Annotated in this window: 5 protein-coding genes; 3 read left to right on the top strand and 2 right to left on the bottom strand. The window is 73.3% G+C overall.

Annotation, left to right across the window (positions count from 1 at the left end; genetic code table 11):
• Positions 1-45: 45 nt before the first annotated feature.
• Positions 46-756, bottom strand: a complete 711-nt coding sequence (locus tag H4696_RS14215) for a ComEA family DNA-binding protein (protein WP_225955684.1) — start codon at positions 754-756, stop codon at positions 46-48.
• Positions 757-1,078: 322 nt separating this feature from the next.
• On the opposite strand from H4696_RS14215, the gene H4696_RS14210 reads away from it, so the two are divergent.
• Genes H4696_RS14210 through H4696_RS14200 form a run of 3 tightly spaced genes read left to right on the top strand, consistent with a single transcriptional unit; the run spans position 1,079 to position 16,319 of the window.
• On the top strand, positions 1,079-2,740 hold the full coding sequence (locus tag H4696_RS14210) for an acyl-CoA dehydrogenase family protein (RefSeq protein ID WP_086859129.1): 1,662 nt from the start codon (positions 1,079-1,081) through the stop codon (positions 2,738-2,740).
• The gene (locus tag H4696_RS14205) at positions 2,740-10,836 is read left to right on the top strand and encodes a type I polyketide synthase (protein WP_086859130.1); all 8,097 of its coding nucleotides are present in this window, start codon (positions 2,740-2,742) and stop codon (positions 10,834-10,836) included. The genes H4696_RS14210 and H4696_RS14205 overlap by 1 nt, the downstream gene beginning before the upstream one ends.
• Entirely contained in the window at positions 10,833-16,319 is a 5,487-nt protein-coding gene (locus H4696_RS14200; RefSeq protein ID WP_276328926.1) for an ATP-binding protein, read from the top strand. Before H4696_RS14205 ends, H4696_RS14200 begins: the two co-directional genes overlap by 4 nt.
• On the opposite strand, the gene H4696_RS14195 is transcribed toward H4696_RS14200, so the two are convergent.
• Positions 16,240-17,028, bottom strand: coding sequence for a 4'-phosphopantetheinyl transferase family protein (locus tag H4696_RS14195; RefSeq protein WP_086859131.1), 789 nt, complete (start codon positions 17,026-17,028; stop codon positions 16,240-16,242). The genes H4696_RS14200 and H4696_RS14195 overlap by 80 nt on opposite strands.
• Between the last annotated feature and the right edge of the window lie 12 nt (positions 17,029-17,040).

Here is a 17,040-nt window from a genome sequence, read left to right as displayed (position 1 = left end):
GGTCAGAGGCCGAAAGTCCTTTGCCGGGCCCCGAAAGTAACCGGGTCACCCGGGCAGGGTCAGGCCCCGGTCCCGGATCCGGTCCCACGCCGACACGGGAACGGTGACCATGACGAGCAGCTCGTCGACGCCGGAGAACCCGCCGTCCCGCCGGGCGCGGACGATGTCCTCGGCGGCCGGAAGCGGGATCTCGCACACCTGCGCGATGATCGCGGCCGGAGCGTTGTTGAGGTCGACCAGGCCGCCGTCGTCGTAGCTGTGGGGCAGGTCCGGGCGGCCGATCCGCAGCTCGCGGGCCAGCAGGGGGTCGGCCGCGGCGAGTTCGCGTGCGGCGTTCCGCCGGGTGCGGGCCGCGAGCGCCTGCGTGATCGCGGGCTCGGGCCGGGGCTCCTGCCGGCTCGGAGCGAGCCTCCGCCGCAGGAACAGCTGGTGGACGCAGGCCACGGGGATCAGCGCCAGCCAGCCCATCCCGGCGATGACCGGGAGTACGTCTCCGGCGGCGCCCACCGGGTTGCCCTGCGCGTCGGCGGGTGCGGCCACGGCGCAGACGAAGAGCGCCACGATCGCCGCGCCGTAGGCGGCGGCGACCCAGCGCAAGCGGGCACTGCCGAGCACCACGGCGGCGTGGAGGAACGGAGCCCACGCCGCGAGCCCCGCCGTGAGGATCGTCAGCGGGACGTACCACCAGCCGGCGGGCCAGTGCCGGACGCGCTTCGGCGACGGGACGACGTCCACGAGTGTTCTCTTCTCGGCCATGGCTTACCTCCCGGCTCGCGCGCCGCCCGGCCAGCCTGCGCGGCGACGCGGAGCACGGGATAGGGCAGGAGGTCACTCGCGGGAGGAACCTGGTCCCGGCTGCCCGCTGGGCCGTCGGGACGAGCGATTTCCCCCACGTGGCAGCAGGTTCGCCGGTGCGGGCCGATCTCGGGACGATCGGCACCCGGGCGGTGACGTAAGGCCCCTGTCCTACCGGCGGGTCGGTCCGACGGTGGAAGCTCCGCGCACGTCCCGTCTCAACGGAGAGGAGGACCCGCGATGCAGGGCTGCCTGGTCATCGCGCGACATCGCGGGCCGAGCCATGAGTGATGCCGAGCTGTCCGGCCTGGACGCCGAAACCCTGGCCATGATCCTGGAGGCGATCGGGGAGTTCGCCGACCGGAACCTGCCCGCCGAGCTGCTGCTGCGGCTCGACCACGACGACGAATGCCCCGAGGACGTGGTGCGCCGCATGTGCGGGGACGACCTCGGCATCCACCTGCTGTTCGTGCCGGAGGCCCACGGCGGGATGGGGGCGGGCAGCCTGGACGTCTGCCGCGTCTGCGAACGCATGGCGGGGATCGACCTCGGGGTTGCGACCAGCGTGCTCGCGACCGCGCTGGGCAGCGATCCGATCGCCGTCGGCGCGACCCCGGAGCAGAAGAAGACGTGGTTGTCCCGGATGGCCGGGGAGGGCCTGCTGTTCGCCTACGGGGCGACCGAGCCCGAGGCGGGCAGCGATCTCGGGGCGCTCAAGACCGTCGCCGTCCCGGTCGTCGAAGACGGCGACACCACCGGGTACCGGATCACCGGCCGCAAGCAGTGGATCAGCAACGGCGGCATCGCCGACGCCTACAGCGTGCTGGCCAACGCGCCGGGCGGACCGAGCTGGTTCGTCGTCGAGCGCGACACGCCGGGGTTCACGCGGGCGAAACCGGAGGACAAGCACGGCATCCGGCTGAGCAACACCGCCGCGCTGTTCCTCGACGACGTCGAGGTCGGCGTCGACGCGCTCGTCGGTGGCGTCGAGGGCCGGGGGCTGTGGCAGGCCCAGCAGGTGTTCGGCCACACGCGGCTCATGGTCGCCGCCTTCGGGCTCGGCGCCGGCTGGGCGGCGCTCGACAAGGCGATCGCCTACGCCGCCGACCGGATCCAGGCCGGCGGGCCCCTGTCCCGCAAGCAGGGCTACACGCACAAGCTGCTCGTGCCGCACGCCGCACGGCTCGAAGCCGCCCGCGCGTACATCGAAGAGACCGCGGCCCGCCTGGATTCCGGCGAGCAGGGGCTCAACACCGAGGGCGCGATCGCCAAGTACCTCGCCACCGAGGCCGGCAACCTGGCCGCCGACGCGGCGATCCAGGCGCACGGCGGCTACGGCTACACCCACGAGTACCTCGTCGAAAAGATCAAGCGCGACGTCCGGATCACCACGATCTACGAAGGCACGTCGGAGATCATGGAGATGACGATCTCCCGTGACCGCTGGCAGGAGCACCTCAAGACCCGCGGCCGGTACTACCACGACCGGGCCGCCGAACTGGAATCCCTCGACGCCGCCCACCCCGGGATCGGGGCGGGGACCGCCGCGCTCGGCTTGCACGTGCTCGCCGAGCTGCTCGAACGGTGCCGCACCGCGCGGCTCACCCGGCGCCAGCACGTCCTGCTGCGCCTCGGCGAGCTCATCGCGTACGCCGAATGCGCCGCCGCCCTGTGCCGGCGTGCCGCCCTCGCGGAGCTGCCGGCGAAGGCCGACCGGCGGTTCGACCTCGCCGAGCTCGCCGTGCTGGCCCGGGTCTTCGGGCGCGAGGCGGTGCTGCGCGTGGCTACCGGGGGGCTGCAGCTCGTCCAGGGCAGCGTGGAGAGCCCGGTGGCCGACCTGACCTCGGCGCTGCGGCTGGCCGAGGTCGCCGCGAGCCAGGCCGGCGGGCTCGCCGATTCCGACGCCCTCGCCGACATCCTCAACAGCCGTTCCGGAGGCAAGTGATGCACGAGCAGCCCAACGCACGGGCCGTCGCGATCGTCGGCGTGAGCGCGATCATGCCGGACGCGCCGGACGCGAAGAAGTTCTGGAGCAACATCGTCGGCGGCCGCTACTCGATCAGCGACGTCCCGCCGGAGCGCTGGGACCCGGCGCTGTACTACGACGCCGACCCCGCGGTGCCGGACAAGACGTACTCGAAGATCGGCGGCTGGGTCCGCGAGTTCGAGTGGGACCCGCGGGCTTGGCGGCTGCCGGTGCCACCGAAGGTCTCCGCGGCGATGGACATCGCCCAGCAGTGGGGCGTGAACCTGGCACGCGCGACGCTGATCGACTACGGCTGGCCCGACCGGAAACTGGACCACGAGCGCACCGCCGTCGTGATCGGCAACGCGCTGGCGGGGGAGAAGCACTACCAGACCGCGCTGCGGATCAGCTTCCCCGAGTTCGCCCGGGAGCTGGAGCGGTCGGCGGCGTTTTCCGCACTGCCCAAGGCGACCCGCGCCGCGATCGTCGACGAGGCCCGCCACGGCCTGCGCGAAACCATCCCGGCCGTCACCGAAGACAGCATGCCCGGCGAGCTGGCCAACGTCATCGCCGGCCGGATCGCCAACCTCTTCGACTTCCGTGGCCCCAGCTACGTCACCGACGCGGCCTGCGCGTCCGGGCTCGCCGCCATGGCCGCCTCGATCGAAGGCCTGATCAACGGCGAGTACGACACGGTGCTGACCGGCGGCATCGACCGCAACATGGGCATCGCCGCGTACGTGAAGTTCTGCAAGATCGGTGCCCTCTCGGCCACCGGCACCCGGCCCTACGGCACGGGCGCGGACGGGTTCGTGATGGGCGAAGGCGGGAACCTGTTCCTGCTCAAGCGGCTCGCCGACGCCGAGCGTGACGGCGACCGGATCTACGCCGTGCTGCTGGGCATGGCGGGGTCCAGTGACGGCAAGGGCAAGGGCATCACCGCGCCCAACCCGGTCGGGCAGCGGCTCGCCGTCGAGCGGGCCTGGCGGCTGGCGGGCGAAGACCCGGCGACCTGCTCGCTGGTGGAAGGCCACGGCACGTCCACCGCGGTCGGCGACGTCGTCGAGGTGCAGGCGCTCACCGAGGTCTTCGGCTCGGTGCCGGCGGGCTCGATCCCGCTCGGCTCGGTGAAGTCCAACATCGGCCACCTCAAGGGCGCGGCCGGGACGGCGGGACTGTTCAAGGCCGCCATGGCCCTGCACGAGAAGGTGCTGCCGGCCACCTTGCACGCCGAGGTGCCCAACCCGAACATCGACTTCGCCCACGGTCCCTTCCGGCCCAACACGGAGATCCGCGAGTGGGCCGCCCCCGCGGCCGGGATCCGCCGGGCCGGGGTGAGCGCGTTCGGCTTCGGCGGGACCAACTTCCACGCCGTGCTCGAGGAGTACGTGCCCGGCCGGCACCGCGACCCGGAACGGAAGTCCGTGTCCTTCGCCGGAGCGGACCTGCCCGCGAAGTCGGAACCCGCGCGCGGCGCGTTCGTCGCGGGCGCCGCCGACGAACGCGGGATCACCGACCGGCTCCGGCAGGTGGTCGCGGGTGAGGCACCACCCGCGGGACCGCCGTCGGCGGCCGACCTCGCCGCGCCGGTGCGGATCGCGATCGACTACGGCGACGCGGCCGAACTGGCCGCGAAGGCGAGCCGCGCCCTGCAGGCGTTCGAGAAGCCGGCGATGTGGAAGGCGTTGCGGGCCCAGGGGATCTTCCTCGGACGCGGCCCGCGCGGCAAGATCGCGTTCCTCTACACGGGCCAGGGTTCCCAGTACGTCAACATGCTCCGCACGCTGGCCGCGCGGGAACCGGTGGTGGCCGAGACCTTCGCGCAGGCGGACGAAGTGATGACGCCACTGCTCGGGAAACCGCTTACCGAATACCTCTTCGCCGACGGCGCCGACGCCGTCGCCCGTGCGGAGCAGCAGTTGCTGCAGACCGAGATCACCCAGCCCGCCGTGCTGGCGGCGGACCTCGCGCTCACCCGGCTGCTGGCCACGCACAACGTCCGGCCGGACCTGGCGATGGGGCACAGTCTCGGCGAGTACGGCGCGCTGGTTGCGGCGGGCGCACTGTCCTTCGCGGACGCGCTCGAAGCGGTCAGCGCGCGCGGGAACGAGATGGCCCACCTCGCCATCGAGGACAACGGCGCGATGGCCGCGGTGTTCGCCCCGCTCGAGGAGATCGAACGGACGGTCGCCGGGATCGACGGTTACGTCGTGATCGCCAACGTCAACAGCACCAGCCAGGCGGTGATCGGCGGCGCCACGACCGCCGTCGAAGCCGCGGTGGCGGCGTTCACCGCGGCCGGGCGCACCGCCGTGCGGCTGCCGGTCAGCCACGCCTTCCACACCTCGATCGTCGCGCCGGTCAGCGAACCGCTGGGCCGGATGCTGCGGCGGCTCGACCTGAAGGTGCCGGCGCTGCCCGTCGTCGCCAACGTCGACGGCGAGCTGTACCCGACCGGGCCGGACGCGCGCGAGCGGATGCTCGACATCCTGGAGCGCCAGGTCGCCTCGCCGGTCCAGTTCGTCAAGGGCCTTGAGACGCTCTACGCCGAAGGCGCGCGGGTGTTCGTCGAAGTCGGGCCGAAGAAGGCCTTGCACGGCTTCGTCGAGGACGCGCTCGGCAGCCGGCACGACGACGTGCTGGCCCTGTTCACCAACCACCCCAAGCAGGGCGACCTGGTGTCGTTCAACCAGGCCCTGTGCGGGCTCTACGCCGCCGGGTTCGGCGCCGCCGAAGCGGCCGCGCCGGCCCCCGTCGAACCGAGGACGGACACCGTGACCCCCGACCGCTACACCGAACTGGGCCACCTGGTGGCCGACTTCTTCACCCGCGGCCAGGCCGTGCTGGGCGGCGTGGCCGCACCAGCGCCGGCGCCGGTTCCGGCGGAGACCGAGCCGGTCGTGATCACCGGCGCCGCCCTCGGCCTGCCCGGCACCGAGCGCGTCTTCGACGACGCCAACGTCGGCCGGATCCTGCACGGCGAGCAGTTCATCGGCGCGATCCCGCAGGCCTTGCGGGACGCGATGGCGGACAAGCACATCACCCGGCTGGTCAAGAGCGAAAACGGCTCGCCGCGCTTCACGGCCATCGACAGCCCGGACGACGTGATCAAGCTGGCGGCGCGGGCGGGCGCGCTCGACCTCGTCGACGAGTTCGGGGTCGACGCCGAGCGCGACAAGGCCCTCGGCGAGTGCACCCGGCTGGCGATCGGCGCGGGCTTCGACGCGCTGCGCGACGCCGGGATCCCGTTGGCGCAGCACTACAAGACCACGACGGTCGGGACGCGGCTGGCCGACCGGTGGGGCCTGCCCGCGGCGCTGCGCGACGACACCGGCGTCATCTTCGCGTCCGCGTTCCCCGGTCTCGGCGAGTTCGCCGAGGACGTCGAGCGGTACCTCGCCGACCGGCACCGGCGCCACGAGCGTGACACCTTGAAGGCGATCCGGGTCCGGGCCGAGGGCGACGTCGCCGCCGACCTCGACCGGCGGATCGGGGAGCTGGACGCCGCGATCGCGGCGGAGCCGTTCGAGTTCGACCGGCGGTTCCTGTTCCGCGTGCTGTCGATGGGGCACTCGCAGTTCGCCGAGATCATCGGCGCGCGCGGCCCGAACACCCAGGTCAACTCCGCCTGCGCGAGCACCACCCAGGCGATCGGGCTGGCCGAGGACTGGATCCGGGCCGGCCGCTGCCGCCGCGTGGTGATCGTCGCGGCCGACGACGCGACGTCCGACTCGCTGCTGGAATGGGTCGGCGCCGGCTTCCTGGCCAGCGGCGCGGCGGCCACCGACGCGGCGGTCGAGGACGCGGCCGTCCCGTTCGACGCGCGGCGCCACGGCATGCTGCTCGGCATGGGGGCGGCGGGCATCGTCGTCGAGGCCGCTTCGGCCGCGCGGGAACGCGGGCTGCGGCCGATCTGCGAAGTCCTGGCCGGCGTCAGCGCCAACAGCGCGTTCCACGGGACGAAGCTGGACGTCGAGCACATCTCCGGCGTGATGGAAAGCCTGGTGTCGCAAGCGGAGCGGCGGGGGATCGACCGGCACGCGGTCGCGTCCGAAATGGTGTTCGTCTCCCACGAGACGTACACGCCGGCCCGGGGCGGCAGCGCCCAGGCGGAGATCGACGCGCTGCGCGCGGTCTTCGGGCCGGACGCCGACCGCGTCATCATCGCCAACACCAAGGGGTTCACCGGGCACCCGATGGGTGTCGGGATCGAGGACGTCGTCGCGGTGAAGGCCCTGGAGACGGGGATCGTGCCGCCGGTGCCGAACTTCAAGGAGGTCGACCCTTCGCTGGGCCGCCTGAACCTGTCGGGCGGCGGCGCTTACCCGGTCCGCTACGCGCTGCGGCTCGCGGCGGGGTTCGGTTCGCAGATCAGCATGGTGCTGCTGCGCTGGACCCCGGTCGCCGACGGCCGCCACCGCGCGCCCGCCGAGCTGGGCTACGGGTACCGCATCGCCGACCGGGCCGCGTGGCAGCGGTGGTTGACGGACCTGGGCGGCACGGAGCTGGAGGTCGACCACCGGCGGCTGCGGATCGCCGACCACCCGGCCGAGCGGCGGCCGGCACCCGAGCCCGAGCCGGTCGAGATCGCCGAACCCGAGCCGGCTGGTGACGACATCACCGCACAGGTCGTGGCGGTGGTGGCGGAGAAGACGGGCTATCCGGAGGACATGCTCGAACTCGACCTGGATCTGGAGGCCGACTTGGGTGTGGACACGGTGAAGCAGGCGGAGGTGTTCGCGGAGATTCGGGAGCGGTTCGGGATCGAGCGCGACGACACGTTGCGGTTGCGGGATTACCCGACGTTGAACCACGTGATCGGTTTTGTGCGGGAGCGGGGGAACGTCCCGGTCGCCGAGCCTGCTCCGGTCGGTGATGACACCACCGCGCAGGTGCTGTCGGTGGTGGCGGAGAAGACGGGCTATCCGGAGGACATGCTCGAACTGGACCTGGATCTGGAGGCGGATCTGGGTGTGGACACGGTGAAGCAGGCTGAAGTGTTTGCGGAGATCCGGGAGCGGTTCGGGATCGAGCGGGATGATTCGTTGCGGCTGCGGGACTATCCGACGCTGAATCACGTGATCGGTTTCGTGCGTGAGCGTTCCGGTGTGGTGCCTGAACCGGTGGTCGACGACGTTGCCGGGCAGGTTGTGGCCGTGGTGGCGGAGAAGACGGGTTACCCGGAGGACATGCTCGAACTCGACCTGGATCTGGAGGCCGACTTGGGTGTGGACACGGTGAAGCAGGCGGAGGTGTTCGCGGAGATTCGGGAGCGGTTCGGGATCGAGCGGGACGACACGTTGCGGTTGCGGGATTACCCGACGTTGAACCACGTCATCGGCTTCGTGCGCGAGCGCTCCGGCGTCCCGGCCGAGTCCGATGTGGACACCGTGGAAGCCGAAGTCCTCGCCGTCGTCGCCGGGAAGACCGGCTACCCGGAGGACATGCTCGAACTGGACCTGGATCTGGAAGCCGACCTCGGCGTGGACACGGTCAAGCAGGCCGAGGTGTTCGCGCAGATCCGCGAGCGGTTCGGCATCGAGCGCGACGACACCCTGAAGCTCCGTGACTACCCGACGTTGGCCCACGTCATCGGCTTCGTGCGCGAGCGGGCGTCGACCCTCAAGACCGTCGAAGAGTCCACTGTGGAGGAAGCACCGGCCGAGTCCGGGGCGTTCCCGCGCCGGGTGCCGGTCGCGACCATCCGGCCGCCGGTGGGGTTCTGCCGGTCGACCGGCGTCGAACTCGGAGAGGGACAGCGGGTCGTCGTCGCGTGTGACGACGGGGGCGCGGGCGCCGCGCTCGCCGCGAAGCTCGCCGACCGTGGTGTCGACGTGCTCCTCGTCGAAGGCCACCCGGCGGCGGAGAACCTCGTCGCCCGAGTCGCCGACGGGCCCGTCCACGGCGTCTACTGGCTCCCGGCCCTCGACCACGAAGGCCCGATCGAAGCCATGGACCTCGACGCCTGGCGCGAAGCCAACCGGATCCGCGTCAAGCTGCTCTACGCCACGATGCGAAAGCTGTACGACAGCGAACCGTTCCTCGTCACCGGCACCCGCCTCGGCGGCCGCCACGGCTACGACGACGCGGGCGCGTACGCCCCGCTCGGCGGCGCCGTCACCGGGTTCGCCAAGGCCTACGGACGGGAACGTCCCGACGCGCTGGTCAAAGCGGTCGACTTCGGGCCCGGGGCGACGAACGACCAGATCGCGGACGCGCTCATCGAGGAGACCCTCACCGACCCCGGCGCCTTGGAGATCGGCCGGGCCGACGGACTGCGGTGGAGCGTCACGGTCGAGGAACGGCCGATGACCGGCGAAGGGATGGCACTGGGACCGGACACCGTCTTCGTCGTGACCGGCGCGGCGGGCAGCATCGTCTCCGCCATCACCGCCGACCTCGCGCAGGCCTCCGGCGGCACGTTCCACCTGCTCGACCTGACGCCGGAACCGGCCGAGGGCGACGCCGACGTCGTCCGGTTCACCACCGATCACGACGGCCTCAAAGCCGACCTGATCACCCGGCTCACGGCGAAGGGCAAGCGCCCCACCCCGGTGAAGGTCGAACGGGAACTGGCCCGGTACGAACGGCTCGCCGCCGCTCAGGCCGCGATCGACGCCGTGCGCGACGCGGGCGGGCAGGTCCACTACCACAGCGTCGACCTCACCGACGCCGACGCGGTCGCGCGGGCGCTCGAGGGCGTCGAGCGCGTCGACGTGCTGCTGCACGCGGCCGGGCTCGACATCAGCCACGCCCTGCCGGACAAGAAACCCCGCGAGTACGACCTCGTGTTCGGCGTCAAGGCCGACGGCTGGTTCACCGTGCGCAAGGCACTCGGCGACCACCCGCCCGGCACGACCGTCGTGTTCAGCTCGGTCGCCGGCCGCTTCGGCAACCTCGGCCAGACCGACTACAGCGCGGCCAACGACCTGCTCTGCAAGCTCACCTCGGCGACCGGTGGCCTCGCCATCGACTGGACCGCGTGGGCCGGCATCGGCATGGCGACGCGCGGGTCCATCCCGAAGATGATGGAACGCGCCGGCATCGAGATGCTCCCGCCCGAGATCGGCGTCCCGTGGATCCGCCGCGAGCTGACCGGTGGCGCGCACCGGGGCGAGGTCGTGGTCGCGGGCGAGCTGGGCGCGCTCGTCGGCGAACGCGACGGCATCGAGCCGGCGCGCTTCCCGGCCGGGCCGATGGCCGGCGAGGTCGAGCGGATGGGCGTGCACACCGGGCTCGTCGTGCGGACCACGCTCGACCCGGGCGTCCAGCCGTTCCTGGCCGACCACCGCATCGACGGCACCCCGGTGCTGCCCGGTGTGCTGGGCATCGAGGCGTTCGCGGAGGTGGCGGCCATGCCGCTGCCCGGCTGGCGCCCGGTGGCCGTTGAAGACGTCGAGTTCCTCGCCCCCTGCAAGTTCTACCGGGACGAGCCGCGGACGCTCACCGTCACCGCGGTCTTCCGCGCGGACGGCGACGGCCTCGTCGCCGACTGCGCGCTGACCGGCAGCCGTCAGCTCGCCGGCCAGGCCGAACCGCAGGTGACGACGCACTTCACCGGCCGGGTCCGGCTGGCCCGCACCCCGGTCGGCGACGCGGTCACCACGGCCGCGCCGCCGGTGCCCGACGGGAAGGGCGTGCGCGCGGACGCGATCTACGACGTCTTCTTCCACGGCCCGGCCTTCCAGGTCCTCGAACAGGCCTGGCGCGCTGAAGCCGGCCCGGTGGGGCTCTACGCGAGCGACCTGCCGGCCGACCACGTGCCGGCCGAGGAGCCGGAACTCGTGTCGCCCCGGCTGATCGAGCTGGTCTTCCAGACCGCGGGCGTGTGGGACATCGGCCGCCACGGCCGGTTCGGCCTGCCGCGGCACGTCGACCGGATCGTGCTGCACGACGCCCCCGAGCCGCGGGGACGGCTCGAAGCCGTCGTGACGTCCGAAGCGGACGGTTTCGGCGGGCGCGTGCTCGACGAGACCGGCGCGGTCCTGCTGGAGCTGAGCGGCTACCGCACGACCGAGCTGCCCGGCGCCCTCGACGTCGAGCGCAGCGCCCCGATGACGGAGGCGATGTCGTGAGCGGCTTCCACCGGGTGGCCGTCGTCAACCGCGGCGAGCCGGCGATGCGGTTCCTCACCGCCGCCGCCGAGCTCGCCCGCGAGGGCGACCCGCTGACCACCATCGCGCTCTACACCGAACCCGACCGGCAGGCCTGGTTCGTGCGCGAAGCCGACGAAGCCGTGTGCCTCGGCCCGGCCACGACCACCGACGAGCACTCCGGCCGGCAGGTCCAGGCCTACCTGGACCTGCCCCGGCTGGAACAGGCGCTCGTCGAGGCCCGCGCCGACGCCGCGTGGGTCGGCTGGGGCTTCGTCGCCGAGCACGCGGAATTCGCCGAGCTGTGCGAAAAGCTGGGTGTCGTCTTCATCGGGCCGAGCCCGGAGGCGATGCGCCTGGCCGGGGACAAGATCCGGGCCAAGCAGCTGGCCGAGCGGGCCGGCGTGCCCGTGGTGCCGTGGAGCGGCGGACCGGTCGACACCCTCGCCGACGCCGCCGCGGCTGCGGCGGGGATCGGCTATCCGTTGCTGGTCAAGGCGACCGCGGGTGGCGGGGGCCGCGGGATCCGCCGGGTGCGCGGTCCCGGCGAGCTCGAAGCGGCCTTCGAGTCGGCCCGCGCCGAGGCGCGGCACGGCTTCGGCGACGCGAGCGTGTTCCTCGAACGCGAGCTCACCGGCGCCCGGCACGTCGAGGTCCAGGTCATCGCCGACCGGCACGGCGCCGTCTGGCCGGTCGGCCTGCGCGACTGCTCGCTGCAGCGGCGGCACCAGAAGGTCCTCGAGGAGTCGGCGTGCGTGCTGCTCGATCCCGCGCAGGAGGCCGGGATCCGGGCCGCGGCGGCCCGGCTCTGCTGCGACGCCGGGTACACGAACGCCGGCACCGTCGAATTCCTGTACCTGCCCGCGACGCGGGAGTACTGCTTCCTCGAGGTCAACGCGCGCCTGCAGGTCGAGCACCCGGTCACCGAGCTGACCACCGGGCTCGACCTGGTGAAGCTGCAGATCGCCGTCGCCCGCGGCGAACGGCTCACCGGTGCGCCGCCGGCCCCGTCCGGGCACGCGATGGAGGTCCGGCTCACCGCCGAGGACCCGGACCACGGCTTCGCGCCGGCGCCCGGGCGGATCCGCCGGTTCCGGCTGCCGGCCGGGCCCGGTGTCCGCGTGGACACCGGGGTCGCCGAGGGCGACGAGATCGCCGCCGAGTTCGACTCGATGATCGCGAAGGTGCTGGCGTGGGGCCGCGACCGCGAAGAGGCGCGGGCGCGGCTGGCCGGCGCGCTGGCCCGCACCCAGCTGATCGTCGAGGGCGGCCGGATCACCAAGGCGTTCCTGCTGACCCTGCTCGACCACCCCGACGTCGTGGCCGGGCACTACGACACTGGCTGGCTCGACGCGAAGATGGCCACCGGCGAACTCCTCGAACGCCGGTACGCCGACATCGCGCTGGTGTGTGCCGGGGTGGAGGCCTACGAGCTGGAACACGAGCGCACCCGCGCGAACTTCTACGCGGGCGTGGCCCGCGGCCGGCCGGGCGAGCTGCCCGACGGCGGCCGGCGCATCGAGTTCCGCTACCGCGGGACGGCGTGCGCGGTCGGCGTCCGCCGGCGCGGCCCGGCGAGCTACCGGGTTTCGCTCGGGGACGCCGAAACCGACGTCGAGGTCGTCCGCGTCGGGGAGGTCGAGCGGCGGCTGAGCTTCCCGGGCCGCGGCTACCGGGTGCTCGCCGCGCACGCGGGCCCGATCCACACCGTGGAGGTCGAAGGGATCACCCACACGATCGCCCGGGACGAGGGTGGGGTCGTCCGCTCGCCGACCCCGGCGGTGGTGGTGTCGGTCGCCGTCGCGGCCGGGGACGCGGTCGCGGTGGGCGACCCGCTGGTCGTCCTCGAGTCCATGAAGATGGAGACGGCCGTGACCGCGACGTTCCCCGGCCGGGTGCGGGCGGTGCTCGTGGCCCCGAACGGGCAGGTCGGCTCGGGTGCGCCGCTGGTGCGGCTGGACCCGGTGATCGGGGACGCGCCCGCCCCGGGCCACGCCGTCCCGGCGCTGAGCGTCGGCACCGGCACCGCGTGGAGCCTGGCCGACGCGCTGCGCTCGCTGGTGCTCGGCTTCGACCCGGATCCCGGCGCACTGGCCCGGCTGGACCGCGGCGAGGACCCCTGGGTCCCGCTGCCCGACGCCGCGCGGTTCCGCGGCGAGCGCGAGTTCCTGCGGCTGTTCACCGACGTCTGCGCGGTGTCGCGCCGCCGGCCCGAGCCCGCTGACGAAACCGGCGAGGAGGCCGTCCGCGCCCCCGAGGAGTACCTGCTCACCTGCCTGCGGACCTACGGCACCGGTGGCGAGGGCCTGCCGCCCCGGTTCCTCGAGGCGCTGCTGCGGGTGCTGGGCCACCACGGGATCACGAAGCTGGGCCCATCGGCCGGGGTCGCGGACGCCCTGCTGCGCCTCTACCGCGGGCAGCACCGGCTCGAAGCGGTGCTGCCCGCGGTCGCCGCGGTGCTGGACCGCTGGATCGCCCGTGGCCCGGAACTGGCCCGGCACGCCGACGACGACCTGCGCGAGCTGCTCGACCGGCTCGTCGAAGCGACCGACCGGCGCTACCCGGCGGTCATGGACCTGGCCCGCGACGTCCGGTTCCGCTGCTTCGAGCAACCGGTGCTGGTGCGGGCGCGGGCCCGGCTCTACCGGGAGATGGACGGCCACATCGCCGCGCTCGCCACGGGTGCGGTCACCGGGGCCGAACGGGGCCGGCGCATGGCCGCGCTGGTGGCCTGCCCGCAGCCGCTGCGGCCGTTGCTGCTGCGGTGGTACCGGCGGGGCGGCGAGCGGGCGCGGGACGTCGCGCTCGAGGTGTCGGCGCGCCGCTACTACCGGATCCGCGACCTGGGCCCGGTGGACCTGGTCGACGCCGGGGGAGTCCGGCTCGCCGTGGCCGGGTACCGGCACCGCGACGAGCTGTTCCACCTGGTGGTCGGCTGCGGGGCGGCCGAGGGGCTCGACACCCTCGCGGACGCCGTCGGCCGGTACCTCGAAGGCGTCGCCGCGCACCTGCGGCCGGTGCTCGACCTGCACGTCTGGGCCGGCGCCGAGCCCGACGAGACCCTGCGCGAGCACCTGCGGGACGTCCTCGCCGCGGCGGTGACCGGCCGGGCACTGCACCGCGCCGACGTGACGGTCAGCGGCCCGCGGGAGACCCGGCACTGGACGTTCCGGTCCACAGTGGATGGACTGGCCGAGGAGCCGCTGTACCGGGACCTGCACCCGATGCTGGCCAAGCGGCTGAACGTGGACCGGCTGTCCCGCTTCGCGATCACCCGCCTCGACTCCGCCGAAGACGTCTACCTCTTCCACGGCGTCGCGCACGACAACCCGAAGGACGAACGGCTGTTCGCGCTCGCCGAGGTCCGCGATCTGACCCCGGTCACCGGTGAACACGGCGAGGTGCTGAGCTATCCCGCGCTGGACTGGGTGCTCGGCGAGGTGCTGTCCGGGCTGCGCCGGTTCCAGTCCCACCGGCCGCCGGGGCAGCGGCTGCTGAAGAACGTGGTGCTGCTGCACGTCCGTCCACCGTGGACGGTCGCCGCCGAGCTGTGGCGCGACCTCGGCCACCGGCTGGCGCCGTCGTTCCGCGGGCTCGGCGTCGAGCACGTCCTGGTCCGCCTGCGGGTGGCCGGCGAGGACGGCGGGCTCCGCGACGTCGCCCTGGACGTGAGCCACCTCGGTGGCGTCGGGATCGTCGTGCGCGAGACGGTGCCGTCGGACGAGCCGATCGCCCCGCTCGGCGAGTACGACCTGAAGGCCCTGCGGACCGAGCGGCGCGGCGACGTCTACCCGTACGAGCTGATCCGGCTGCTCACCCCGCCGGTCGGAGCGTCGGCGGACTTCCCGCCGGGGGAGTTCACCGAGTACGACTTCGGCGACGGCGGGTTCGGCCCGGTGGACCAGCCGCCCGGCGGCAACACGGCCAACCTCGTCACCGGCCTGATCCGCAACCACACCACGACCGTGCCGGAGGGCATGGCGCGCGTGCTGATCGCCGGCGACCCCAGCCGCAGCCTCGGCGCGCTCGCCGAGCCGGAGTGCCGCCGGATCGTCGCGGCCCTCGACCTGGCCGAGCGGCTGGGCGTGCCGGTGGAGTGGTTCGCGGTGTCCTCCGGCGCGCGGATCTCGATGACCAGCGGCACGGAGAACATGGACTGGATCGGCGCGGTGCTGCGCCGCATCATCACGTTCACCCAGGGCGGCGGCGAGATCAACATCGTCGTCACCGGGATCAACGTCGGCGCCCAGCCGTACTGGAACGCCGAAGCGACGATGCTCATGCACACCCGCGGGGTGCTCGTGATGCTGCCGGAGAGCGCGATGGTGCTCACCGGCAAGCAGGCGCTCGACTTCTCCGGCGGCGTCTCGGCCGAGGACAACCTCGGCATCGGCGGGTTCGAGCGGATCATGGGCCCGAACGGGCAGGCCCAGTACCGAGCCGACGACCTGGAGTCGGCGTGCGAGATCCTCTTCGCGCACTACGAGCACACCTACGTGGTGCCCGGCGAGCGGTTCCCGCGGCGGGCCCGCACCGCCGACCCGTTCGACCGGGACGTCCGGGACGCCCCGCACCCGCGGCTGGCCGGCACGGACTTCACGACCGTCGGGGACATCTTCTCGCCCACGGCCAACCCCGAGCGCAAGAAGCCCTTCGCCATCCGGGCGGTGCTGCGCGCGGTCGCCGACGACGACCACCGGCCGCTGGAGCGCTGGGCCCGGTGGAAGCACGCCGACACCGCGGTGGTGCAGGACGCGCACCTCGGCGGGATCCCGGTGTGCCTGATCGGGTTCGAGTCGCACCCGGTGCCCCGCGAAGACCCGGTGCCCGGCGACGGCCCGGCGGTGTGGACCGCGGGGACGCTGTTCCCGCAGTCGTCGAAGAAGGTGGCGCGGGCGATCAACGCGGCGAGCGGCAACCGGCCGGTCGTCGTGCTGGCCAACCTGTCGGGCTTCGACGGCTCGCCCGAGTCGATGCGCAGCCGTCAGCTGGAGTACGGCGCGGAGATCGGCCGCGCGGTGACCAACTTCGCCGGGCCGATCGTGTTCGCGGTCGTGTCGCGCTACCACGGCGGCGCGTTCGTCGTGTTCTCCAAGCAGCTCAACGAGAACCTGGAGGTCGCCGCGGTCGAAGGCTCCTACGCGTCGGTGATCGGCGGGGCGCCGGCGGCGGCCGTGGTGTTCGCCAGGGAGGTGCGGTCCCGCACCCGGTCGGACCCGCGCGTGGCCGAGGCGGAAGCCCGGCGCCGCAGCGGCACCGGCTCCGCCGCCGACGTGGCCGAGACGGAGGAGCGGGTCCGGGCGGAGAAGCTCGGCGAGGTGGCGGCGGAGTTCGACGAGACCCACGACATCGGCCGCGCGCGCGACGTCGGGTCGGTGGACCACATCATCCCGGCGAGTGAGCTCCGCCCGTACCTGATCGCGGCGCTGGAACGGGGGCTGGCCCGGTGCGCCGCACCTCGGTGAGCCAGCCGTGTGACGGAACCGCCGTCGCCAGCGACGGCGGTTCCGTCAGGCAGCGCGGTGGGGGCCCGGGGGCCGCGGCCGCGCAGGTGAGCACGAACTCGCCGTACCGCCGCCACCAGCCGGGGAACTCGCCGCCTTCGGCCGCGCGCACGACCAGGGGGCTCCACCCGGGCCGGGTGGCGCCGAGTTCGACCTCGACCGAGCGGGTGTCCCGGCGCAGGCCGGTGCCCAGCACCTTCAGCGCGCTTTCCTTGGCCGACCAGATCAGGTTGGCCAGCAGGGACCGGTCGCCGGCGGAGACCGCCCGGCGCTCCCGGTCGGTGAACCACGTCCGCACGAAGGCGGCCGAGCGCGGTTCCACCAGTTCGAGGTCGCAGCCGAGCGCCGTGCCCGGCGGCCCGGTCAGGCAGACGGCCCAGTCGGCGCGGTCGGTCAGCGACACCGCCACGGGAGCGGGAACGCCGTCGTGGCAGGCCACCGGCGCGCCGGTCGCCGCCGGCCGGACTTCGATCCGGGCGAGGGCGGCCGCCTCGGTGCCGAGCCCGAGCACGGCCGCGAGCGCGTGTTTCGCCGTCCAGCGCGACAACCTCAGTTCCGATCGCCGTTTCGGGTGCGCGAGCGCGCCCAGGCGGGCGGCTTCGGCCGGCGACAGCCAGTCGTCGGCCGTGGCGACGTCCCGCATCCCGTACGCGAGCCAGTGTCGGGTCACGGTGCCAGCTTG

The sequence above is a fragment of the Amycolatopsis lexingtonensis genome (assembly GCF_014873755.1).
Lineage (GTDB): Bacteria > Actinomycetota > Actinomycetes > Mycobacteriales > Pseudonocardiaceae > Amycolatopsis > Amycolatopsis lexingtonensis.
This window is presented reverse-complemented; position numbering and strand designations above follow the sequence as displayed.